This is a genomic window from Okeanomitos corallinicola TIOX110 (assembly GCF_038050375.1).
Lineage (GTDB): Bacteria > Cyanobacteriota > Cyanobacteriia > Cyanobacteriales > Nostocaceae > Okeanomitos > Okeanomitos corallinicola.
This window is the reverse complement of sequence record NZ_CP150886.1, coordinates 3,863,177-3,884,645: the sequence shown is the minus strand read 5'-3', so window position 1 is coordinate 3,884,645 and position 21,469 is coordinate 3,863,177. Positions and strand designations below refer to the sequence as shown.

Annotated in this window: 22 protein-coding genes; 8 read left to right on the top strand and 14 right to left on the bottom strand. The window is 37.6% G+C overall.

Annotation, left to right across the window (positions count from 1 at the left end):
* Nucleotides 1–116: 116 nt before the first annotated feature.
* From WJM97_RS17015 to WJM97_RS17005, 3 genes are all read right to left on the bottom strand, one after another.
* On the bottom strand, nt 117–1,394 hold the full coding sequence (locus tag WJM97_RS17015; RefSeq protein ID WP_353929969.1) for a DUF3086 domain-containing protein: 1,278 nt from the start codon (nt 1,392–1,394) through the stop codon (nt 117–119).
* 48 nt (nt 1,395–1,442) lie between these two features.
* The gene (locus WJM97_RS17010; RefSeq protein WP_353929968.1) at nt 1,443–1,829 is read right to left on the bottom strand and encodes a DUF3119 family protein; all 387 of its coding nucleotides are present in this window, start codon (nt 1,827–1,829) and stop codon (nt 1,443–1,445) included.
* Nucleotides 1,830–1,896: 67 nt separating this feature from the next.
* Nucleotides 1,897–2,694 (bottom strand): MlaE family lipid ABC transporter permease subunit, encoded by a 798-nt coding sequence (locus WJM97_RS17005; RefSeq protein ID WP_353929967.1) that lies wholly within the window; start codon nt 2,692–2,694, stop codon nt 1,897–1,899.
* Nucleotides 2,695–3,090: 396 nt separating this feature from the next.
* On the opposite strand from WJM97_RS17005, the gene WJM97_RS17000 reads away from it, so the two are divergent.
* The 3 genes from WJM97_RS17000 to aroH all read left to right on the top strand — a co-directional run bounded on the left by WJM97_RS17000 (nt 3,091) and on the right by aroH (nt 5,117).
* On the top strand, nt 3,091–3,387 hold the full coding sequence (locus WJM97_RS17000) for a hypothetical protein (protein ID WP_353933198.1): 297 nt from the start codon (nt 3,091–3,093) through the stop codon (nt 3,385–3,387).
* Between the two features lie 409 nt (nt 3,388–3,796).
* Complete coding sequence (gene sppA / locus WJM97_RS16995) at nt 3,797–4,618, top strand: signal peptide peptidase SppA (RefSeq protein ID WP_353929966.1); 822 nt, start codon at nt 3,797–3,799, stop codon at nt 4,616–4,618.
* Between the two features lie 88 nt (nt 4,619–4,706).
* The gene (aroH, locus tag WJM97_RS16990) at nt 4,707–5,117 is read left to right on the top strand and encodes a chorismate mutase (protein WP_353929965.1); all 411 of its coding nucleotides are present in this window, start codon (nt 4,707–4,709) and stop codon (nt 5,115–5,117) included.
* Between the two features lie 328 nt (nt 5,118–5,445).
* On the opposite strand, the gene WJM97_RS16985 is transcribed toward aroH, so the two are convergent.
* Nucleotides 5,446–5,952, bottom strand: a complete 507-nt coding sequence (locus tag WJM97_RS16985; RefSeq protein WP_353929964.1) for a DUF29 family protein — start codon at nt 5,950–5,952, stop codon at nt 5,446–5,448.
* Between the two features lie 454 nt (nt 5,953–6,406).
* Here WJM97_RS16985 and lysS point away from each other — a divergent pair, with 454 nt between their 5' ends.
* Complete coding sequence (gene lysS, locus WJM97_RS16980; protein ID WP_353929963.1) at nt 6,407–7,978, top strand: lysine--tRNA ligase; 1,572 nt, start codon at nt 6,407–6,409, stop codon at nt 7,976–7,978.
* Nucleotides 7,979–8,012: 34 nt separating this feature from the next.
* Here the strand turns inward: lysS and WJM97_RS16975 are convergent, their stop codons facing one another.
* The 8 genes from WJM97_RS16975 to WJM97_RS16940 form a co-directional block, all read right to left on the bottom strand.
* The gene (locus WJM97_RS16975; protein ID WP_353929962.1) at nt 8,013–8,462 is read right to left on the bottom strand and encodes a DUF29 domain-containing protein; all 450 of its coding nucleotides are present in this window, start codon (nt 8,460–8,462) and stop codon (nt 8,013–8,015) included.
* A gap of 427 nt (nt 8,463–8,889) precedes the next feature.
* Nucleotides 8,890–9,420, bottom strand: coding sequence for a Uma2 family endonuclease (locus tag WJM97_RS16970; protein ID WP_353929961.1), 531 nt, complete (start codon nt 9,418–9,420; stop codon nt 8,890–8,892).
* A 109-nt stretch (nt 9,421–9,529) separates the two neighbouring features.
* Complete coding sequence (gene proB / locus WJM97_RS16965) at nt 9,530–10,630, bottom strand: glutamate 5-kinase (protein ID WP_353929960.1); 1,101 nt, start codon at nt 10,628–10,630, stop codon at nt 9,530–9,532.
* Between the two features lie 282 nt (nt 10,631–10,912).
* Nucleotides 10,913–11,455: a YqeG family HAD IIIA-type phosphatase gene (locus tag WJM97_RS16960; RefSeq protein WP_353929959.1), complete on the bottom strand. Its 543-nt coding sequence runs from the start codon at nt 11,453–11,455 to the stop codon at nt 10,913–10,915.
* 202 nt (nt 11,456–11,657) lie between these two features.
* Nucleotides 11,658–12,230 (bottom strand): DUF3727 domain-containing protein, encoded by a 573-nt coding sequence (locus WJM97_RS16955; RefSeq protein WP_353929958.1) that lies wholly within the window; start codon nt 12,228–12,230, stop codon nt 11,658–11,660.
* Nucleotides 12,231–12,361: 131 nt separating this feature from the next.
* The gene (ruvX, locus tag WJM97_RS16950) at nt 12,362–12,835 is read right to left on the bottom strand and encodes a Holliday junction resolvase RuvX (protein ID WP_353929957.1); all 474 of its coding nucleotides are present in this window, start codon (nt 12,833–12,835) and stop codon (nt 12,362–12,364) included.
* Nucleotide 12,836: 1 nt separating this feature from the next.
* Nucleotides 12,837–14,057 carry a GNAT family N-acetyltransferase gene (locus tag WJM97_RS16945; RefSeq protein WP_353929956.1) on the bottom strand — a complete coding sequence of 407 codons (1,221 nt, stop codon included), beginning with the start codon at nt 14,055–14,057 and terminating at the stop codon, nt 12,837–12,839.
* Between the two features lie 309 nt (nt 14,058–14,366).
* Nucleotides 14,367–14,573 (bottom strand): hypothetical protein, encoded by a 207-nt coding sequence (locus WJM97_RS16940; protein ID WP_353929955.1) that lies wholly within the window; start codon nt 14,571–14,573, stop codon nt 14,367–14,369.
* Between the two features lie 313 nt (nt 14,574–14,886).
* Here WJM97_RS16940 and WJM97_RS16935 point away from each other — a divergent pair, with 313 nt between their 5' ends.
* Nucleotides 14,887–15,255: a hypothetical protein gene (locus tag WJM97_RS16935; protein ID WP_353929954.1), complete on the top strand. Its 369-nt coding sequence runs from the start codon at nt 14,887–14,889 to the stop codon at nt 15,253–15,255.
* A 60-nt stretch (nt 15,256–15,315) separates the two neighbouring features.
* Here the strand turns inward: WJM97_RS16935 and WJM97_RS16930 are convergent, their stop codons facing one another.
* On the bottom strand, nt 15,316–15,864 hold the full coding sequence (locus tag WJM97_RS16930) for a pentapeptide repeat-containing protein (RefSeq protein WP_353929953.1): 549 nt from the start codon (nt 15,862–15,864) through the stop codon (nt 15,316–15,318).
* 192 nt (nt 15,865–16,056) lie between these two features.
* On the opposite strand from WJM97_RS16930, the gene WJM97_RS16925 reads away from it, so the two are divergent.
* Nucleotides 16,057–16,686: a hypothetical protein gene (locus WJM97_RS16925; protein WP_353929952.1), complete on the top strand. Its 630-nt coding sequence runs from the start codon at nt 16,057–16,059 to the stop codon at nt 16,684–16,686.
* A gap of 49 nt (nt 16,687–16,735) precedes the next feature.
* Here the strand turns inward: WJM97_RS16925 and WJM97_RS16920 are convergent, their stop codons facing one another.
* Nucleotides 16,736–17,692 (bottom strand): SGNH/GDSL hydrolase family protein, encoded by a 957-nt coding sequence (locus WJM97_RS16920; RefSeq protein ID WP_353929951.1) that lies wholly within the window; start codon nt 17,690–17,692, stop codon nt 16,736–16,738.
* A 252-nt stretch (nt 17,693–17,944) separates the two neighbouring features.
* Between WJM97_RS16920 and WJM97_RS16915 the strand changes: the two genes are divergently transcribed.
* Nucleotides 17,945–18,085 (top strand): hypothetical protein, encoded by a 141-nt coding sequence (locus tag WJM97_RS16915; protein WP_353929950.1) that lies wholly within the window; start codon nt 17,945–17,947, stop codon nt 18,083–18,085.
* A gap of 447 nt (nt 18,086–18,532) precedes the next feature.
* Complete coding sequence (locus WJM97_RS16910) at nt 18,533–21,403, top strand: glycerol-3-phosphate acyltransferase (protein ID WP_353929949.1); 2,871 nt, start codon at nt 18,533–18,535, stop codon at nt 21,401–21,403.
* The last annotated feature ends 66 nt before the right edge of the window (nt 21,404–21,469 follow it).

Sequence of the window (21,469 nt, the reverse complement as noted above, 5' to 3'; positions counted from 1 at the left end):
AGATTTGAGAATAGTTCAGAAGTTAATAATTTATAACAAGAGTTAGAACTCATCAGTCAACAGTCAAAAGAAAAGTAAATATTACCTATGACTAATGACTAATGACTAATGACTAATTAAAAATCATCATCAAAATCCCGATTTCGCATCATTTTCGGATCTGGTGCAAAAGCCAACCACAATGGAAATTGTAGTAAACCTAAACTAATTTGTTCTTCCGAATCATCAACGATAATCAAAGGCATTTGATTAGATTTAACTAATCTTTCCGCTTTTTGGGCTAAAGCTGTAGATGCTTCAAACAATACCACACCTCTATCTGGTCCAAAATCAGGACGACCAATCCCTAAACAATCTTGTAAACCCCGTCGCCATTCACCCAAACGTTCTGGACTATTGGCTAAAATTAGGGTACGTAGACTACCACCGTATAATTTATGTAATATCGAAATTGCCGATGAAGCAATCAAAATATTCTGCAAACGGCTACCCATAGTCCGCAAAGCACCTCTACCACCCAAGGTAAAAAACCAATTTGATACTTTTTCTGCATGAACAGGTTCAAAAGTGCGTCTTAGCTGCCAAGGCGGACCATAATAATCAGGTTGATTGCGATATTGGTCAATTAAACGCCTAATTTGTTTGTTTGTATCTTGAAACTGCTGCTGAGAAAATTGTAGTGTACTGGGTTGTTTTTCTACTGCTTTTGCTTCTCTGACTACAGGTTTTTCTCTTTCTCTCACCGGTGGCACAAGTTGTAACTGCTCTGCGGCAGCGGCTAAATCCTGTAAACTGCCTGTGAGGTAGTCTTTAAAACCTTGTACCCGAATTGCTAAATCTTGTGATGTCCCTGCAAAAGTAGTTCGCATTTCATTACGAATCCGTTCTTGTCTTCTTTCGAGTTGTTCGACGGAAATTTGCAATGCCTGTTTACGTTGTTCTAACAGTTCTAAGGACTCTTGCACCATTTTTGACAGTGCTGTTTGAGTTTCGCTGACTTGTCCCTGGAGGGTTTTGTGGGTAATTTGCAGTTGGGTAATTTCGGCTTTGAGAGCTGCTTCTGTTGCTTGTAACTCAGTTACTCGCTGGGTTGCTTGTGTGTATAGTGAATCAAGTTCCAAATCTGACTGTACCCCGGTTTCTACTTTGGCTGATACCAACTCACTGTTAGATTCTTGTGTCAGTTCTATTTTAGGTTCTTCAGGGAATGTGGATGACTCCAAATTAACAGCATCTAGTTGTGACTGCTCTAATGATGTTGCTGTTTCTGCTGCTAATGCTGAATCATCATCTTTTAAGAGGTTTTCCTGTATTTTCTCTGTAGAACTTTCTGCTGGTGTCTCTTCCCACCATTCATCGGTGAGTTTGGGAGTTTGGGATTCCTCTGGGTTCATAAACAATAATGTAATTCTAAAAGGCAAATAAACCGCAAGCAGTCAGGACTAAATTCGTGGACAACGCTGTTCTAAACAAGATTTTAAGGTTTTGGGGTCAAACAAAATCGGTAAAAAGTGAATACTGTTGATTTCTTTAAAATAAAACAGGATGGGGACTCTATGCCAAAAAATTCGCCAGTTTTGCCATTCTTGGTAAGGAAAACGCTTAATTAACTTTTCACCACGGTAAATATCAAAGTCGGTGGCGGTAAATTGAAACCGCAATGTTACGGCTTGCAACATCAGGAATAATCCTAGTATGGCAAATATTCCCCCTAACCACGGTTGCAGCAATAATAAAGGAATGGCAGTCAATACCAACACAACAGGGATATTGTAACTTGGCTTGAGTTCTACTGTAGATATGCTGTTAGGCACGGATGAAGTGGTCACAATTTTCTCCTTGTTAGTTGTCGGTGATCATAAGTTTTTTAATTTTGACTTTTAACTTTTAACTTGATTACAGTCCTGGGTTTAGTCCTCCACCTGTGCCTTGGAACATTAACCATGATAGAAAAAAGTTGCTAATAAAAATAATTAACAAGGCAGTAACAACGGCTGTGGTTGTTGATTGTCCTACGCCTTTAGCTCCTCCTGTGGTAGTTAACCCCCAGCTACAACCAATGATGGCAATGAGAACACCAAAGCAACTGGCTTTGAGCATGGCACTCAATATGTCCCAAATGTCCAGAAAGTTGCGGGCTGAGTCTAAGAATACTGTATCGGAAAGGTTATAAATGTTGATGGCAATGATCATTCCTCCCAGCATTCCGGTAATTAAGGATAGTAGGGTGAGGATGGGTAACATTAATAAACAGGCAATAATCCGGGGAATGACTAAATAATCAATGGGGTCTGTTTTCAGCATATATAGGGCATCAATTTGTTCGGTGACTTTCATTGTGCCTATTTCTGCTGCAAAGGCAGAGCCTACCCTTCCGGCTAAAATTACTGCGGTCAGCACGGGTGTTAGTTCTCTGGTGAGGGCTACTGCTAAAACTCCCCCGACTAGATTTCCTGCGCCAAAGTTGATAAATTCCCTGGCTACTTGAATGGTAAATACAGCACCCACAAATATGGCTGTGAGTAAGGCAATAAATAGAGAGTCTGGACCAACTGCGGCTAGTTGTTCTAGGGTGTTGCGGCGATGGATTTTTCCTTTCATGAGATGAACTATTACTTGTCCACCTAAAAAAATCGCTGCTAGTAATCGCTGAACCCATGCACCTAAACTGGATTTAAAGATAGTCTGGCTCAATGTTTTAGAGTTAACTCGGTAAATGTCTTCAGAATAGCGGAAGTTCTAGTCATTAGTCATGGGGCATTGGGTCATTTTCCTCTGTTTCACCCTCTCTGTCCTTGCCGAAACGTTAACTTAATTTAAATTATTTCTCAGAAAGTAAATTGACAGTAAAACATGAAAATTAGTCTTTTACAAGTCTTCATAGTTTATATGTTCTTTATATAGCAAGGATTTGGGGGATTTACATCTGTGGGAATATTGCCTGTATTCGATGGTTAAATAAACTTTACCTTTTAATGAAAACTTAAGATTTTTGACAAATTGATTTTTCTGGGGCGATCGCACGTAATGTAGAAATTGACCTAGAGTTCCTCTATGATCTTTTACTTTGCTTTAGGAGTATGTCTGATGATGAGCATATTTACTAGTTTCTTGCGATCTTTGCTGTTAACTGCGGTTTTTAGCTTTATCGCTCCTATGTTTCTGGTGGGAGGCATCTTAGTTTGTCTCTGTGTGTCTGGTTTTATTCCTGGACTACAAGGGCTAACTGAAGATATCCCCTCTCAAATTCTGCATTTTCTCGCTACTTTCGGTACTGGTAGTCCTGTTAATGGTCTATTGGTGATTAGTCTCACTTTTGGTTTTGTCGGTGGCTTATTTGATATCTATGCCTACTACCGTTATCAAATTCTGCGTATTGATTCTTAATTCCGTTATAGATACTTGCAAGCTTAAATATATAGTTTGTACCGTTCACACAAAATTAGAACTAGACTTAATTTAATTAAGTCCATAAAACATTGGTAAGCTATTCCTGATTTCCTAATTAGTTGGTATAGCTCGTTTGTTGTGGCAATTTTTTTGCTTACTTATGGCTTGCCTTTGTTACTAATAAAAGAGTCCCTGCTACAGATTTTCGCAGTGATTTACAAATCTATAGATTTTTTCCCTCTAGGAAGAAATATAGCAAATAGAACTACACACAAAATATGAAAAAAACCTTAAGATTATAAATAGCATGATAATTGCTGGCTTGTTTTTATTAAAAGATTTAGAGGAAGTCAGCTAACCACGGGACAACTTATATTAAATTTATGATTAGCTGATTAAATTACTTATGATTTGGCCGTTTAGACCTAAGTTTCGTAAACAAATTGCGCGGATTGAAATTACTGGTGCGATCGCTAGTGCTACCCGCAAAAGGGTATTAGAAGCCCTAAAAACCGTAGAAGAAAAAAAGTTTCCAGCTTTACTGCTACGTATTGACAGTCCTGGTGGTACGGTGGGAGACTCCCAAGAAATATACAGCGCCCTGAAGCAATTAGGCAAAAAGACGAAAATAGTCGCCAGTTTTGGCAATATATCGGCTTCTGGTGGTGTTTACATTGGCATGGGAGCGGAACACATTATGTCCAACCCAGGCACAATTACGGGTAGTATTGGCGTAATTTTGCGGGGAAATAACATAGAACGCTTACTAGAAAAAGTAGGTGTTTCCTTTAAAGTGATCAAATCCGGACCTTATAAAGATATTTTGTCTTTTGATCGGGAACTAACAGAAACAGAACAAGACATATTGCAAGAGTTGATCAATGTCAGCTATCAGCAGTTTGTACAAACAGTAGCTCAAGCTCGTTCCCTAGAGGTAGAGACTGTAAAAACCTTCGCTGATGGGAGAATTTTTACAGGAGAGCAAGCCTTAGAATTAGGACTTGTAGACCGTTTAGGAACAGAAGAAGAAGCACGACGTTGGACTGCGGAATTAGTAGGACTTGATCCAGAGAAAACACCTTGCTATACCCTAGAAGAACGGAAACCATTATTGGGTCGGATTCTACCAGGGAGTCGTCAGGCCAAATCTGGAATTAGGACTGGAATTGATTGGTGGGAATTTGAAATGTCTACAAGTGGTTTACCCTTGTGGTTATATAGACCGTAGATTAATTATCAATAGTCATTAGTTAGCAATTGTTGCACTAATGACTGTTGACTAATGACTAAATTACTAATTAAGGAGGAATTTGGACGTGGATTGGCAAATGCGGGCAATTCGTGGTGCAACAACCGTTGCAGAAAATAGCGTAGAAGCAATTACAGAAGCAGTGACAGAATTAATTGATGAATTAGAACAGCGGAACAAACTGCGACCAACAGAAATTTTAAGTGTTACTTTTTCTGTCACCCGTGATTTAGATGCTATTTTCCCAGCAGCGATCGCCCGCAGTCGTCCTTTATGGGATAGTGTAGCCATGTTAGATGTTCAGCAAATGCACGTTGAAGGCAGCTTACAGCACTGCATCCGATTTTTGATTCACGCCTATTTGCCAAATTCTGCCCCTGTTCAACACATTTATTTGCGTCAAGCGGCTAAATTACGACCAGATTGGGGTTTAGAAAAGTTACAAACCTCACAACACGCAGTCAAATCAAAGGTTTAAAACTCAGCAGATTTAACAGGTGATAGGTAGCAGTTTTAAAAGCCAAAGTCATGTAGTATATCAGTTGAAGTTGTAGCATCAATTGATGTTCTAAAAATCTTGTCTGTTGTCGTAAATCACATATTGCAGAATTCAGGAGTCTTGATTTATGATGTTTAGGCTCTGCAATTTTGGATTTGGGATTAATTTCCAAAATACAACGGCAATCAGACTCCATATATATAGGGGTTTAAATTTGCAACATCTTCATTTTCACCGACATCCAAAAATCCCCACTACCAATTTACAAACCCCATCCTGTACATCCTTGAATTCTGGACATCCTGATTTAGAAATCTTCTCCACCAACTAACTGACTGATATAATCATCCATAATTACAGGTAACTCCTTAGCAGAATAAACATAAGTTAAAGACAAGAATTTATTAGCAGTAGCTAAAATCTCATCCTTATCTACAATTTCTGCAAGTTGGGAACGACTATATTTACCATTCATCACCTCAAAACTCGCATCAACTATCGCATCCTCAATCACTTCTTCCTCAATTAAATTACTCCATTCATCTTCATTGACATAATAGGATTTTTTATTATCCTTCAAATTTATCTTTTTAATTTCTCTAATAGCATTACGAATAGAAGCAACCCAAGAAGCTGTTAATCTCCGTTCTACTTGGTTTTTAATCAAATGAATCAATAAAATTTTTAAATAGGATTGGATATTTCGCAGAATAGCTTGTTTGCTCATTCCTTCCAATTCATCCACAATTTCTAAAGCTTCTGCGTAATGTCCTTGCAAAATACTATTTCTGAGGTCTATTAATTCCTGAGTCATTGCTTCTAACCTCAAACCTAAAACAAGTCTCAACTCTATACTTCAATTTTAACCAATACTGTTACTGTTGACGTGATGGAAATTTACACCCAGGAATTTCTTACATCCTGTAAATCTAAACTTGAAAAGTTCAAAACTATAATATATATGAGGCGCGGATATATTTCTAGACATATCATTACAATAGCAAAAACTCACAATACTGTCAACTACCCTAGCTGAAATTACCAAAATTCGTTGATTTATTGACAGCATTCTCAATAATAATGAGAATAGACCAGGCCTTATTGCCAAAGTATGTTTGTTAGTAAAATCTCTACGTCTGGGATGAGATTTATAAATTGCAAATTTATTTCACAGTTTGATTTAGGCTTCAAAAACAACCAAAAAAAAATCATCAACAACCTAACCCATAGAGTTAAAATAGGGAAATTGTCAAAATATAAAATGTCTAATGTTTTGGGCTGATAAAATCGCTGCTGATGCACAAGGTTTCCAGGTAGTTAATGATTCTAAGACTCCTTCAGGACGGGTTCACGTCGGGTCATTGCGGGGTGTGGTTATTCATGATGTTATTTACCGTGCCTTGAAACACGCAGGTAAGCCCGTGAAATTTTTATACGGTGTGGATGACTACGACGCACTAGATACCGTTCCCAAATATTTAGACAAGGAAAAATTTAAGCCTTATTTGGGTTTTCCTCTGTGTAATGTTCCTTCTCCTGGTGAGGGTGCGAGTGATTACGCTAAATATTTCATTGGCGAATTTTTTGAAATTTTTGAGTATTTAGGAGTTAAACCAGAAACTTATTTTTTACGGGATTTATATCGTTCTGGTAAACTTAATTCCTACATTGATACTTTCTTAAAAAATGCTCACTTAGTCAGAGAAGCATATAAAGAAGTCAGTAAAGCAGACCGTCCTGATAACTGGTATCCTTTTCAGGTTATTTGTGAAAATTGCGGTAAAATTGCCACAACTGTAACGACCGATTATAACGGTTCGGAGGTTTTTTACACCTGTCAACCAGATGCAACTAACTACACACAAGGTTGTGGTCATTCTGGTTGGGTTTCTCCTTTTAATGGCAATGGAAAATTACCTTGGAAAGTGGAATGGGTTGCTAAGTGGGATGTATTGGGTGTAACTATTGAAATGGCAGGTAAAGACCATTCTCAAAAAGGTGGTTCTAGGGATGTTGCTAATGCCATTTCTCGCAAAGTTTTAGATAAAGAACCTCCTTTCCATTCCCGCTATGAATTTATTCTTGTCAATGGGACAAAAATGAGTTCTTCTAAGGGTGTGGGTTCGAGTGCGCAAGAAATTGCCGATTTATTACCATCTGAGTTATTACGGTTTTTGATGTTAAGAACTCAGCCGAAAACAGTAATTAATTTCTCTCCCAATTATGACACAGTTACCCGTCTATTTAGGGATTACGATACTTTAATTAGTAAGTATCAGGATAATTCTGAATTAACTGAGGAATTAATGTCTTTGTTTTATGCTCAGTTGGGTGATGAGATTAAACCTTTCCAACCTTTTGATTACAGTACCTTAATTTCTCTGTTGCAAGTTCCCCGTTTAAATATTCAGGATGAGGTGGTACAAAGAACTGCAAATCCTTTAACTGAGTATGATCAATTTATTGTAGATCAAAGAATTGCTTCTGCTCAAAAATGGTTGCAAGATTACGCGGATGAGGAAGAAAAGTTAGTTCTGTATTTAGAAGAAGTACCAGAAAAAGCTAATACTTTAACTGCTGAACAGGTAAGTTATGTGCAGAAATTAGCTGAGAATTTAGAAAATGCTGCTAACTGGGAAGCGGAAGCATTGCAAACGGTGATTTTCTCAACTACTAAGGAGTTACAAGTTCCTCCAGCTAATGCTTTTAAGGCTTTGTATCTAGCATTTTTAAATAAAGAACGGGGACCCAAAGCTGGCGGTTTGTTCTCTTATTTAGAGAAGTCTTTTGTAATTTCTAGATTGCAAGATGTTGTGAATTTGAATCAGTCAAAAGTTTAGCTACTTGTTCCCTGTCTCTGACAGGGAATACAGTTTATGGTAAAAATTCCATATCCAGAATTTGAGTCACAGTGTAAGGTAAATCTGCTGGAAAGGTATTTTGAGAAATTCCTGTTTCGTTACTTGCTAGTTTTTTACCTCTGCGGTAGCACTCAGCTAATATTTCTTCTAAATAAGGATTAAGACTAGGACTATCTTGTAATAAATCTTCAATGCGGTTGCGTTGTTCTGTAATTGTATTTTGCCAATAACCACTTCGTAAATTAGGCTGATATTGCCATTTTAGCAAATGCTGTAATAATATCTCCAATCGGCTTTTTAACTCTCGTTTATCTGACCTTCCCAAACTTTCAATCTCCTCAACAACCGCTTCCCAATCTACCCTATCCCATTTTTCAGCGCGGATTAATTCAGCTGTTTGTTGTGTCCATGCGAGAAAATCAGTATCATACAAACGGGTTGCTGTTTTGGGAATAGAAACCATGATGTTTTTCTCCTAGTCTCTTTTTATGTTAGCAGAAGGTAAAGCCTTATTGATTGCATTCCCAGGTAGAAACTGTGAACGAGGATAACGAGGATAAATATTTTTCCTCTGTTTCCTCTGTGTCTCTGTGGTTCGTTATTAAAGATTTAAGTATTTCTAGGAAATTTCATCATAAATTCAAATCCCCTGACGAAATTCTCTAACTGCTTCCAAGGGTGAAGATAATAACAAACAACGACTCAATAAAGATAAATCGGCTCTCGTAGAGTGGTTATGGTAATTTAATAAAAAATAACGGCTAAAACAATTACTATACAATGATTCCATCAATCCAAAACAATAGATTTAATAAAAATTTATTTTGATTTTATTGAATCTCTTGTTACATAATGAATTTAACCAAGTATTAAGTGTTAAATGGTCATATCTAGTCTAGGAGAGCCGATAAATCTAATTCTGGTAATAATTCACTATTACTAACTTTCTCATATTCTGCTTCTCGCAAGCAATAAACCTCAAGTGTGCCATCTTCCCAAAACCAAACTTCGGGAACTTGCATTAATTTGTATTTCTGTAATTTGATAGGACTACCGCTAGTAATCACTACTTCAATACACAAATCTGGTCGCTCTTTATCTGTTTCCAAACAATAAGATAAATCTGCTTGATACTCAACTACACCAGGAATTATCTGCGAATAACTACCACTGGGGAAAAATTCAATTTCTTTAGCTAAAAAATACTGTGCCAGTAACAAACCTATTAAAGATGTTATAAATTCATGCGCTTTACCAACACCCACAATTTCTAAAACTCCCTCGCAATAAAATAAACGCACCCCTGGCACATTTTCAAAGCTATTTTGAATTGCTTGAAATTTTTCCCAACTAACTCCCCGACGGTAGAAGCGTTGTTCTTCTTCTGGTAAAATAATAGAAGTTTCTAAGGCTTGAGTCATAATATTTTCACTCTCCCTAGTGATACACTTAATTTTATCATACCAAATCATTAAATATAGATCCCTGACTTCTCAAAGAATTAGAGGATTTTATGATTACTTTTCTATATTAAATTAAAACCAAATTATCCCGATGAATAACGGTATCTGCATCTACATAACCTAAAATCCCCTGAATATCCCGTGAATGACAACCACGAATTTTTTGTAATTCTTCACTGTTATAATTCACTAATCCTCTAGCAATTTCATGACCGTTAATATCACACAATTGCACTGCTTCTTGGCTGTCAAATTCCCCTTCTATAGTTTTAATTCCTGCTGCTAATAAGGATTTTCCATCTTCAGAAATGGCGTGAATTGCCCCATCGTCTAAATATAATTTTCCTGCTGGAACTAAACCATACGCTATCCAGCGTTTTCTGGCTGATGTGGGTTCTGGTTGGGGTTCAAAATGTGTTCCTATTGCTTCCCCTTGAATAATTTTTTCGATGTCATGAGGAGAACGTCCTTGAGTGATGACGGTTCGCACTCCAGCGGCGATCGCAATTCTCGCAGCAGATATTTTTGTTACCATCCCCCCAGTACCCCACTGTGAACCCTTTCCCCCAGTTTGAATTTGCAAGTCTTCTATGTTGCTGACTAGGTTAATGGGGCGAGCATCTGGTACTGTCCGGGGATCTGCTGAATATAGTTTATCAACGTCTGTCAGTAAAAATAACCAGTCTGCTTCTACTAAACTGGCAACCAGAGCAGAGAGGGTATCGTTATCGCCAAATTTCAGTTCTTCTACTGCTACTGTATCATTTTCATTAACTATGGGAATCACTCCCAATCCTAATAATTCATGAAAGGTATTATAAACATTAAGATAGCGGCTACGTTGTACTAAATCTGCTCTAGTTAATAATACTTGGGCTATGGGTTGTTGTAATGTTGTAAATAAGTCATCATAAATACGCATTAAGCGACCTTGTCCAACGGCTGCTACTGCTTGTTTGAGGGCGATCGCTCTGGGACGTTCTGTTAAACCCAGTCGCGCACAGCCCACACCGACAGCACCGGAGGAAACTAAAACTACTTGATGTCCTTGGTTTCTTAAATTACAAAGGGTTTCTGTTAAAGATGCAATGGTAGAAAGGGCTAATTGTCCTGTTTCTGGTTGTGTCAGGCTAGAAGTTCCGATTTTAACAACTATTGTTTTAGTCATTGGTTATTAGTTATTAGTTATTAGTCATTGGTTATTAGTCAGTTGCCATTTGTTTCCTGCTTCTTTTCTTACCTGTCTCTTGTCCCTTGTCAATGCCTAAAAAATTGTACAGCGCCAATCCCTCTATAGTGAAGGTTGACGCTGTACGGTTTTATATTTGCTTATTATTAGTTAAGGTCTTTATTTGCTTGACCTCATGTTACTAATGCTTATAATCTCCGATTTCTTCAAAAGTTCGAGATTTCTTAAGTATTTCTTTAGATTTACTTTTTTATTGATTCATCAATTTTTGTTAACTTTTGTGTATCTAGGAGTGATCGAAGCACCCAATATTTCTGATACCCAAACTTCAAAATTACGGATGGGATGAGAACGCAAAACCGTATCTCCATGAACAATTGGTTCAACTAAAATAGTGAACATTCCTAAACGATTGCCTGCTATCACATCGGTAAATAGGCGATCGCCTACCATGGCCACCTGATTTGCAGGTAAATTCATGGCTTGAAGTGCAGCCCTAATTTTACGCCGTGAGGGTTTAGCAGCACCTAAGTAATAAGGTATATCCAAGGAACTAGCAATACTACCAATACGGGATTCACTAAGATTATTACTTACTAAGTATAAATCAGTATAAATACGTATTTCTGCTACCCATTGTTGTAGTTCTAGAGAAGCAGCACTTACTGTCACTGGGACTAAGGTGTCATCTACATCTAAAACTAACCCTTTTAATCCATGCTGTTTAACAATATCTGGTGTTAAGGTCAGCACTGAGCCATCTAAAATCAAGTCAGGCTGTAAGAGATTTGTCCAAGCTTTCATAATTTGCAATCATACCTCCAGTTTTCCAGCAGGACACCTAGTTAGTCACTGATAGCAGGTAAAAGGACGAAAAGACTTTTAGGCTCTGAGTTTTATCATCAGTTAATATCTTAATCGTCTTTTCGACTGTTATATAATGCAATTTCTAATTTACAACCTCTTGCAAGCTTTTATCACTGTTACCTGTTACCTGCTATATTAACTATTCAACCTGGTTGAACAGATGTTCCTCCAAAAGTGGTTGCACTTGACGAAATTCTTCAGGAGATAGTAATTCAGGTTTACCTGTGTTAGTGATCCGAGCAAAAAATAGTAGCGGGTCTAAGGGAGTATAAATAGAATACTCTTGATCTTGATGGTAAAAATTAGTCAGTAGCTGTAACTGCTCCGGTTCTAACTCTGTTTCTTCATCTTCAATTTCCAAGGTGAAAATTTCTGACTCTTCCACTGGCGGCAATTCACCTGCTACTGTCAAAGCATAAGCAGTATTTTTAATCATCAAATTTTGCTCAGAAAGAACTGCTTGAGCGGTACTAAAAACAGCATCAATTTCGACATCATCTTCTACCAAAATAGCTTCTTCTTCTTCTCCTTTACCCTGCCAAGCAAAAATTTCTATGGGAGAATCAACAGGTAAAAGTAAAACATATTCTTGTCCATTCACAGAAAGGGAATGCTCAACATAACATTCAAGAGTCCGCTCCTTTTCATCTGTTAAAGTGATAGCAGTAGCGTCGTCACGGTCATTTTCTTCAGGGAATCCAGAGGAATACATAGTCACATTATCTAAATTTATCAATACTCAAACCTACGAGTTTCATTTAACTGTTTGATAACAGTAAATGTCAACTAAAAAGCTAGATATACAATTGAGTAACAGTTTTCAGGATACCATGTGAAAAGGTATCAATCTTCAAAAAATTCTGCTGAAATTTTAGTATTAATACGCCTAGTATCAAGCCACTGTTGCAGAATCAAAGCTGCGGCTTTACGGTCTATCAAACCTTTGTGACGAGAAGGAGAACGATTTTCTGCAATTAGCATCTGTTCTGCTTGAAAAGAAGTTAATCGTTCATCTACATATTCGACGGGTAGTTGTAGAGCTTGGGACAGCCTGTTGGTAAATTTCTGTACATGACGAGCCTGAAAGCCCAAAGAACCATCCATGGAGTATGGTAAACCTACAACTAGAATTTGCACTTGGCGCTCATTCACTATCTGTTGTATTTTTTCCACATCCTCTTTAAATGATTTACGCTCAATTGTGACTAAGCCAGTTGCGATCAAGCCAGTCCCATCACACCCTGCCAAACCAATGCGTTTACTACCCACATCTAAACCCAAAGCGGAGATAAATTTTGATTGCTGCTGAGGTATCACCCTAGTTGTTTTCCTCCTGTGTATCTACCTGTTGAGATTTGTGAGAGGTATCGTGATGATGACCAAAAGCAACAATTTCCGAATTATTGGGTGCTGGTAGGTCTGGTCTGTGCTGTTCTTTTGGTAGCCATGACATCCCACCAGGAACGGGTTTCCGTGCTGGTTGTAGTCCTTGGAGGACTTCTGTCCATTGAATTCCTTCTAAGGAAACAAATTTTGATTCTCGAATTTTATGCCAAACTGAGCGCGACATAATTAAAGTATGTTCTATGCGCTTTGCACCAATTCTTTCTAAATACTCTTCCCGTTCTGGCTGATAATCGGAAGAAGCCAATTGTAGTCCTTGTTGAGGAAAATCTTGAGCAATGCGAGCTAGTTGAGATAACAATTCTGGATACAACCAAGTGTAAGCTGGGTGAACTGTCAAAGTTGCTATATGGGGATTTTTACCTTTACGGTCAAGTTGTACGTGAAAATAACCAATGGCTGCTTTGCGCTGGGGTTCAAACACATAACCGCTGACAATCTCGGTTTTTGTTAACCATTGTTTGAAAGCATCGCAGAGAACACCAAACACGCTGGTTTTAAAATCATGAGTGTGACGATCAAACACCTGACGTACTAGAGGGGGCATAGATGCTGTGTCTAATTGATACAGTAATGGCGCATCAGCATTACTAACTGGTAAAAGATTAGGTAAATCCGGTTCAGTTTGTGCCAACTGTAACAGCAAATCTGGGCTGATTTCCCAGTATGTCATTTCTGCTAATCGCTGAAACCCGTTTTGCCGATAAAGGGATAGGGCTTCAACATCGTTGACGTTAACTTCTAGTAACCAAGTACGGGCTTCTAAAATTGATTCAAAGCAATGCCGCAGTAGTTGTGAACCCACACCTTGTTTATCCACAGCACGGTCTAACATGATCCTGTCAATTCGCCAGGTGCTGCGGGTACGGTTAAATGGTGACACTTGAATCATTCCCAACAGCATCCGCCCTTGTTCGGCGACAAACCCAAAGAAGCGGTATTGTAATGGGTTAGGAAACCAACTCAAAAATTTCAGTACCCCGAACCAGTGGCGTAGCCATTCTATGGTAAAAAAGCTGCCCTTGGAAGAAATATCTGTACAAGAATCTTGAGTTAGCTGTTCAATACCGTCTAAATCACGATATTGTACAGGGCGAATGATGATGTTGGGATTTCGAGAAATTAATGAATTCATTTTGATTCAAGCTGCCATTGAGCATTTACTAGCTGCCTTTGGGGAGGTACTACTATAATCTTAATATTAAAGGCTTTTTAGTCTTAACTTTTGTTCCAAAAGAGTGATTTTGGTAACTAAACATCGAGGGAGTCTATAGTAACTATAAGTTTTGACTATATAAAAATCATCACATCTATAGCTATTTTATGGTTTTTTGAGTACATTTTGTTTTTATTTGTTTTTAATAGTTATTCATCCCTGTCCTCAAGAGGACAGGGAACTTTGCACTTTTGTTTTTTGTTTAAATTTTTTATACTTTTTTAAACTCTATAAACCTTGTCGAGAAACAAACTTTTCAAAATAGGCTTGGGTTTGATGAAGTAGTTCCTGACGACTATCTTCTTGTGTTGGTTTAAGTGTTGGAACCAGATTGCGAGCTTGAAGAGTCATGTGTAACTGTAGATGAGCTACATATTCACTGATATCCTGGGTTTCTTCAACTAAGCCTGTTGATGTGTTTGATTCCCTTGTCACTGTGTTCTCCTTTAGCAAAAATTGTGTGGTTGTATGACACAATCACAGATTATCATACTTATTTTACCTACTCATAAACTAGCATCAATTGTACCAATGATTAAAGCGGTAGGTGCAACAGTTCTTTAACATTTAAAAAACTGGTTTACTAATTGCTGCTATTGTACCGCTTAATAGCGGGAATTGCTGTATATCTCTGTCACCTGTCACCTGATTGTATTCCTGATGTCTGTTGACTTGAATTGAAAGATTTTATCGTTTATCTTGAGTATTCAAGAAAGGATATCTATAAAGGAAACAGATGAATAAAAAAATGAACAAATTTATACTCAGCTTGCTTTCTTCTCCTGTGTTGATTAGTTCCTTATTGACAATGGGAGTAATGGTTAACCAAGCTCAAGCATCAGAAACGAACGTTAAAAACGCCGCCGAAACTCAAGATAATTTGTCTTGCATTCGCAATAAACACAAAGTGGGTTTAGTCTGTGCTAGAGCTTCTGTGTTAGCGCGAATTCCAGAATATCAAACTCAACCTGAAGATTTTGATAAACCTGATGACATTACGATGTTAAAATTCAGTGTTGAAGAAAGCGACAAAGCAATAGATTTGTTTGGCTGTGACTGTCCAGCTTGTATAAATTCTTTAAGAGCAATGCGCGGTGTAACGCCTCTAGTTTATTAGAGATTGGGGATTGGTGCAGGTGAAAAAAGATAACTGAAAACCTGCCCATTTCCCCAAAAATCAACAACTTCCAGCCCATGTTATCCATGTATGGGATAAGCCTATATGCAGAACTTCCTCGGTCATTTCTGGTTCAGAAATAATGACGTTAGTTAAATCTGCATCTTTTAGTTCAGATTCTTCAATATTACTACCAGTTAAATTGGCTTTTTGAAGATTAGCACCACTGAAATCAGCACCGCTTGTATCTGCACCACTGAGATTTGCTCCTCGTAAATTAGCCAAGGTTAAATTTGCACCACGTAAATCTGCATGACTGAGATTAGCTGCTTGGAAATTGACTTTTGTTAAGTCAGCACCAATCAAATTTACTTCACTCAAGTTTGCACCTTGCAAATTTGCCCCATTTAAATCAGCATTGGTTAAATTTGCCCTTTTGAGGTGACAATTACTCAAATTTGCTTTACTTAAATCCGCACCACTCAAATCTGCTTCTGATAAATTGACACCAATTAAATTAGCTTTTGTGAGCTTGGCTTGATGCAGAACTGCTCTTTTAAAATTCCGCTTTCCTGATTTATATTCCCTTAATAAGCTTTGAATATCCATATTTCACCTCTTTATGTCTATGGGTGATTTTAATACTCCTCAAACCACACAAAAGATCATTGGGTAGTTCTATTGTGATTAATATTTTGGGCTTTTGAATGTTTTATTATTAAAAAGATATTTAACTTAATATAATCTCAGTAAATCGGTTAAACTATATGCAATATTCAGAATAAAAATAGAACTATTAACATGACAACTGATTTAACATCTACCAATACTGCTAATTTTCTCACTACCTTAACCCAAACTGCTGCTGCATATCGAGAGGGAAATAAAACCCCTACTGCTGAGGTAGTAGTAGATGCTTTATTAATAGCAGAAAAAGTAGCTAAACAACAACGTCTGAATTATCCTTTTGATTCATTAATGGGTACATGGCGACTTTGTTTTGCAACGGGAACAAAAAAAGTCAGACAGCGCGGAGGAATTATTTTAGGTAAGGGTTTTTACGTGCCAAAATTGGCGAAAATTCAGATATCTTTTAGCCCCATAGGAGAAGAAATTTCTGATCAAGGTAAAGTTGCCAATCAGGTAAAACTAGGATTAATATCATTACAACTAACAGGCCCAGCTAAATATCCTGGTAAAAAAAATCTTTTGGCATTTGATTTTACCCAGATGGAAATTAGTTTATTTAATCGTGTGGTTTATAATCAAGAAATTCGCTCAGGTAACAATAAATCAGAGAATTTCTATCAGCAACCTCTAGCAAAACAGGCATTTTTCGCCTTCTTTTTAGTTACTGAGGACTTCATCGCAGCCCGTGGTAGGGGAGGAGGTTTAGCGATTTGGATTAGAGAAAATTGGAAATATACTTAGAAATATAGAATCTAAAAAAATCTTCTCTTTCTCCGTGGTTAGCTAATAATTATGGTTGGGAAATATTCTCCATAATTTCTATCAGCGATCGCTCAATCACTTTACTTACTAATTGATTACCTTTTAAGTTAAAATGAATATTATCTTGGTACGCACTTTGGGGGTTTTCTATTGAGTTTAATTCAACTAGAAAATCAACATATTTAATTTGTTGTTTTTGAGTAAAATCATTCAATCTTTGACGGGCGACAATTTCATAATCACGGGGGCCTGGTTGACCAATCTCTCTTAATAATGGAGTCATTACCAGTAGAAATTTACTGTTATTTTCCTGAGCAAAATCTTGAATTTTAGCAATAGCTGCTAAATTAATACCGACGCGATCGCCTCCTTCCTTTTGAATTGCTGCTAATTCTGGGATTGGTTTTTGTTTAATTAAATAACGCTGGATCACTTCTAAAATTGCTAAAGGTAGTTTACGATCTGGGTAATTGCGATCACGTCCTACAGGTAAAGAAGTAGGTGTAGTAGCAAACAGATCATCAGTATTAATTAATAACACGATAATTTGAGCTTGAAAATTACCAAACTTCTGTAAATAAGCTAATTCATTTCTCGGACCCCAGGAATTAGCAGAAGCATTTAACACTTCTATTTGCTGGTAATTACTCTGGGGTTGCAAAGAAGTCATGATTAAATTAGAGATGGTATTTTGTTGATCAGTCCACCAACCTCCATTAGCAATAGAATCACCTACCAGTAAAATTCTTAACGTAGAGGGTGGAGGTGTTTTTTGTATGGGTTCGCTTCGCATAGAATATTCATTAATTTCAATGCGATTACCTAAACGTTTAGTGCGTTGATTTGGTGCTAGTAAATAACCAATATCTTCGTCACCGATATAGATTAAAGGATTGCCAAAACCAAACAGCGATCGCAGTATCAATTCTATTGCTACTACCAATCCCACAACTACCGCCAAAATCACCATAACTAATGTTTTCATATATAATCAAAATGTAAATCACAGTATTTAATTATACTATTTTAAAATTTTTAATTAATAATTCGTAATTAGGAAAAACTTAAAACTTTGATCTATCTATATAATTGTCACCAGTCACCTGTTGCCAATATATGAGAAAACTTTGCAAAGCTTAAAGTAAATAATAGTGTGGATTTAACATTATTAGCCTACAGAAAGATTACAATCAAATCGGAATAAAGTGAAACTATTATCAAGGAGGCTTACAAAGGTATGTCCGACTTAAATCGCGGAATTATGAAATTTGAAGGTGCAGATTCACCAAAAGTAGTCACAATCTCCACTGTGGTAGTTTTGGGTTCTATTGCATTACTCATACTATGGGCATTGCAGTCTGCTTATGCACTAAGCTAAAATTACTAGCTAATTTCCAGGACACTAGCAACAAGGTTTTCCAAACTTGCTCAGTGTCCATCAAATCATAAAATAAGTAGTCGTGCAAAATAAATTTCATATTTAGGGAAGGTGACAGGTGACAGGTGACAGACAAGAGATACAGAGATTTCTATTGTTTTCCCAAATGTGCAATTAATTTTGCCCAGGTACTTAAAACCATAAAAAAATTAAAAATACAGCAGCTATCAGCAGTCAGCAGTCAGCTATCAGCAGTAAAAATCTTTTGGTGCAAAGATTTGTGATTAAGATTTGTACCTCATTTACCAACAATATGTTGTATTAAACTTAATTATAAAAAAAAGTTAAAACCACAGACAAATTGTTTGAAAAACCCACACTCACAAATAGAGAAGTGTGGGAATATGTCACATAAAAGAAAAATCTAAAATTCGCAATCAAAAATAAATGTTTGAGCTTTGGGGTTTATTAGTTATTTTAATTACCTGCCCACTCTTAGGGGCAATGCCGTTAATTGCTTGGATTGCTTATGCTATCAAGGGTCAGCGATTAAAGCAAATCGGTACGGGAAATATTAGTGTTTCCGCTGCCTTCTATCACGGCGGTAAATTAGTAGGTATTCTGGCAGTGTTGTCAGAAGCATTGAAAGGAATTGCGGCGGTATTAATTGCCCGTATTTTCTTTCCTGAAGGCTCATTTTGGGAATTAATCGCCTTAATCGCCTTAGTTGTGGGTAGATATGGTTTAGGTAGAGGTGCGGGAACAACAAACGTAGTGTGGGGGTTTTTAGTTCATGATCCCCTGATTGCGATATTTGTCAGTTTAGTAGCAGCTACTGGTTTTCTGGTTCTGCGTTCTCGACAGGCGATCAAATTTGGGGTGTTGATACTATTCCCCGTCTTGGTGGCTGTCCTACATTTTAATGATTTTCCTAGAATTGTGGCTGCATTTACATTAGCGGGATTAATTGGTTGGATTTATACGCAAATCCCCGATGATATGGATCTGTCAGTAGCAGAGGCAGAAACAGACAGCCAGCCGATGATGGAATATTTAAGCAGTGGTGAACAAACGATTATTACCTTAGATGATGATTTAGAACCAGAAACCTTTGGAGCTAAAGCCGCTACATTATCACAAGTTAAACGTTGGGGTTATCCAGTTCCCAAAGGATGGATTTTAGCACCCTTTGAAGATCCAGGGATGTTAATTGATTACCTACAACCATCACCATTATCACCTTTAGTAGTACGTTCTTCCGCCATTGGGGAAGACTCAGAACAAGCTTCGGCGGCGGGACAGTATGAAACAATTTTGAACGTTACCAGTAAGCAAGAATTAGAAATTGCGATCGCACAAGTGAGAGAATCCTATCATCATCCTGGAGCAGTACAATATCGGCGTGATCTGGGTGCGAAAGATGCCGCCATGGCCGTATTAATCCAAGCCCAGGTACAGAGTGTCTTTTCCGGTGTGGCATTTAGCCGTGATCCCATTTCCCAACAAGGTGATGCAATAGTTATTGAAGCCGTATCAGGAAGTCCATCCCAAGTTGTATCGGGAAAAATTACCCCAGAACAATATCGAGTGTTTGTAGTGGGAGAAGATCACCTATCCACAGTGAAATTTGAGGGAGAAGGGAAAATTCCCCAACCATTAATTAAACAAGTAGCTTACCTAGCCAGAAGATTAGAAAAACGCTACTATGGGACACCCCAAGACGTAGAGTGGAGTTATGACGGACAAACTCTCTGGGTCTTGCAAACCCGACCCATTACCACCCTATTACCAATTTGGACAAGGAAAATAGCCGCCGAAGTTATTCCTGGTGTCATACATCCTTTAACTTGGTCAATTAATTTACCTTTAACTTGTGGGATGTGGGGGGAACTGTTCACAATAGTTTTAGGTGAAAAAACCCGTGATTTAGACTTTAGCAAAATGGCAACTCTGCACTATTCCAGAGCCTATTTTAACGCTACTTTTTTAGGGGAAGTGTTTCTAGAAATGGGTTTACCGCCAGAAAGTTTAGAGTTTTTAACTAGAGGCGCAAAAATGAGTAAACCACCTCTAACTTCTACATGGGAAAATTTACCAGGACTAACGAAATTATTGCAGCGAGAAATTAGCTTAGAAACAGAATTTAAGCAAGATTATAGAAAACGGTTTATTCCCGGTTTGACAAAATTAGCCCATGAAATTATTGAAGAATTATCACCAGCGCAGTTATTAAGTAGAGTAGATTTAATTCTGGATTTACTGAACCAAGGAACTTATTATAGTATTTTGTCACCCTTGAGTGCAGCGATTCGGCAAGCTATTTCTGGAGTGAAAGACGAGCAAATTGATCATAGTATTACCCCAGAAGTTTCCTCATTGCGATCGCTAAGAATTTTAGCCGCAGATGTGAAGGAAATATTACCAGAAGTTGAACCAGATCAGGTTTTTGAACAGTTAAGAGAAACGCCAGAAGGGCAAATAATTCTAGATGATTTTGCCGAAATAATGGAAGATTACGGTTATTTAAGTGAAGTAGGAACAGATATTTCTGTACCAACCTGGAAAGAACAACCCCACCTAGTGAAACAATTGTTTATCCAGTTAATCAAAGCAGAAGAACCAAAAAATAGCCAAGACTCAGGAAAACGTAAACAGGGTTTTGTCCAAAGTCGGGTGGATCTCAAAGGTCGAGTTACAGAAATTTATTCTCGGTTATTAGCAGAACTACGCTGGACATTTTTAGTATTAGAAAAAATTTGGTTAAAAGATGGTTTATTGTCACAAACCGGAGATATTTTCTTTTTAAAATTAGGTGAAATTAGAAGGTTAGCCGCAAACGCCGATCCAGAATTGAGAAATAGACTTTCTGAATTATTAGAAAACAGGCGATCGCAATTTCTCCAAGATCATGAAATCATCGAAATTCCCCCCATAGTTTACGGTAATAATCCCCCTCATCCCATCACCACCCCCATAGATACCTCTGACCATATTTTACTAGGTATTCCCGCCAGTCAAGGACAAGTAACAGGACAAGTCAAAGTAGTCAGAAATTTACAAGAAGTAGGGGAAATTGATAAAACAACCATTCTAGTAGTACCTTACACCGATTCTGGCTGGGCAACCATCCTAGTTAGAGCCGGAGGAGTCATAGCAGAAGTAGGTGGTAAACTTTCCCACGGTGCTATAGTCGCCCGTGAATATGGTATTCCCGCAGTCATGGATGTCCGTGGAGCTACTTATCTCCTCCAAGATGGCCAACAAGTAAAAATTGATGGTTCAAAAGGTGTTGTTGAACTGGAAGAATTTATCGCTTAATAGGTTAATTTTCAGGAGATAGAAGATACAGCCGACTTATTTCAAATGAGCTACAAACTTGAATAA

Bases quoted from the DNA above. Each gene is read 5' to 3' on its own strand.
- WJM97_RS16915 (WP_353929950.1), top strand. From the start codon at position 17,945: ATGTCCGACTTAAATCGCGGAATTATGAAATTTGAAGGTGCAGATTCA.
- WJM97_RS16930 (WP_353929953.1), bottom strand. From the start codon at position 15,864: ATGGATATTCAAAGCTTATTAAGGGAATATAAATCAGGAAAGCGGAAT.
- WJM97_RS17000 (WP_353933198.1), top strand. From the start codon at position 3,091: ATGAGCATATTTACTAGTTTCTTGCGATCTTTGCTGTTAACTGCGGTT.
- WJM97_RS16975 (WP_353929962.1), bottom strand. From the start codon at position 8,462: ATGGTTTCTATTCCCAAAACAGCAACCCGTTTGTATGATACTGATTTT.
- WJM97_RS16945 (WP_353929956.1), bottom strand. From the start codon at position 14,057: ATGAATTCATTAATTTCTCGAAATCCCAACATCATCATTCGCCCTGTA.
- WJM97_RS17015 (WP_353929969.1), bottom strand. From the start codon at position 1,394: ATGAACCCAGAGGAATCCCAAACTCCCAAACTCACCGATGAATGGTGG.
- WJM97_RS16985 (WP_353929964.1), bottom strand. From the start codon at position 5,952: ATGACTCAGGAATTAATAGACCTCAGAAATAGTATTTTGCAAGGACAT.
- WJM97_RS16960 (WP_353929959.1), bottom strand. From the start codon at position 11,455: ATGAAAGCTTGGACAAATCTCTTACAGCCTGACTTGATTTTAGATGGC.
- lysS (WP_353929963.1), top strand. From the start codon at position 6,407: ATGTTTTGGGCTGATAAAATCGCTGCTGATGCACAAGGTTTCCAGGTA.
- sppA (WP_353929966.1), top strand. From the start codon at position 3,797: ATGATTTGGCCGTTTAGACCTAAGTTTCGTAAACAAATTGCGCGGATT.
- proB (WP_353929960.1), bottom strand. From the start codon at position 10,630: ATGACTAAAACAATAGTTGTTAAAATCGGAACTTCTAGCCTGACACAA.
- WJM97_RS16910 (WP_353929949.1), top strand. From the start codon at position 18,533: ATGTTTGAGCTTTGGGGTTTATTAGTTATTTTAATTACCTGCCCACTC.
- WJM97_RS16970 (WP_353929961.1), bottom strand. From the start codon at position 9,420: ATGACTCAAGCCTTAGAAACTTCTATTATTTTACCAGAAGAAGAACAA.
- WJM97_RS16920 (WP_353929951.1), bottom strand. From the start codon at position 17,692: ATGAAAACATTAGTTATGGTGATTTTGGCGGTAGTTGTGGGATTGGTA.
- WJM97_RS16935 (WP_353929954.1), top strand. From the start codon at position 14,887: ATGAACAAATTTATACTCAGCTTGCTTTCTTCTCCTGTGTTGATTAGT.
- WJM97_RS16955 (WP_353929958.1), bottom strand. From the start codon at position 12,230: ATGTATTCCTCTGGATTCCCTGAAGAAAATGACCGTGACGACGCTACT.
- WJM97_RS16925 (WP_353929952.1), top strand. From the start codon at position 16,057: ATGACAACTGATTTAACATCTACCAATACTGCTAATTTTCTCACTACC.